Raw genomic sequence first — 628 nt, 5'->3', positions numbered from 1 at the left:
CTCAAGAACGAATGCTGGCAGAACGGTATCCATTATTGACAGTCAACTCAACGATCCACGGTGATAAGCGCCGATTTGGAACCTCAGTTCGCGGCGTTAATTGGATCACCATTATCTCGCCATATTTGTTGCAACGCCTTGGTGGAATAGAATGGGTGCGTAAAAAATTATCCCCCTACCCTGAAATCCAACTCATTGAAAGTCACGATTCATTAGTGATCCAAATTGGCGAATATCCCATACTCTGTGATTCATTAGCCTCTGTGCCAGAAAGCTATTATGCGGTGAATGATTTGCTTCGACCTATTCGGTTAGTACCTGACGATAGCTTACATACTCGTGGCTACGGTCACTTTGATATTCCCGCTACTAAAGCTTGGTATTCCCGTTTAGACAGAGCGCCGTTAAAAATCACCCCGATTACAGCAGGAGAACCCGCATTAGTAGCAGGTTACTACCACAGTGAAAAAGGTGGCCTAAAAGAAGCTTATTTTGAACAAGGGTGTCAATGATCTTCAAAAAATCCACCACGATGATCATTGAAAAATACTCCACCTAATATCTAAAAAAATAATCTTAATCTCGGTGTTTAAAACGATAAGACTCGTTACCCGTTTCAAGAATGTGG

Annotated in this window: 1 protein-coding gene; it reads left to right on the top strand. The window is 42.2% G+C overall.

Annotation, left to right across the window (positions count from 1 at the left end; translation table 11 throughout):
* On the top strand, positions 1-512 hold a 512-nt coding region (locus ACLPIE_RS22555), incomplete at its 5' end, for a type VI immunity family protein (protein ID WP_430263851.1).
* Positions 513-628 lie beyond the last annotated feature (116 nt).

Origin of the sequence: Providencia sp. Me31A, assembly GCF_050487165.1 — a bacterium.
Taxonomy (GTDB): domain Bacteria; phylum Pseudomonadota; class Gammaproteobacteria; order Enterobacterales; family Enterobacteriaceae; genus Providencia.
The sequence above is the reverse complement of the archived record's forward strand: the minus strand, read 5'-3'. Positions and strand labels throughout refer to the sequence as shown.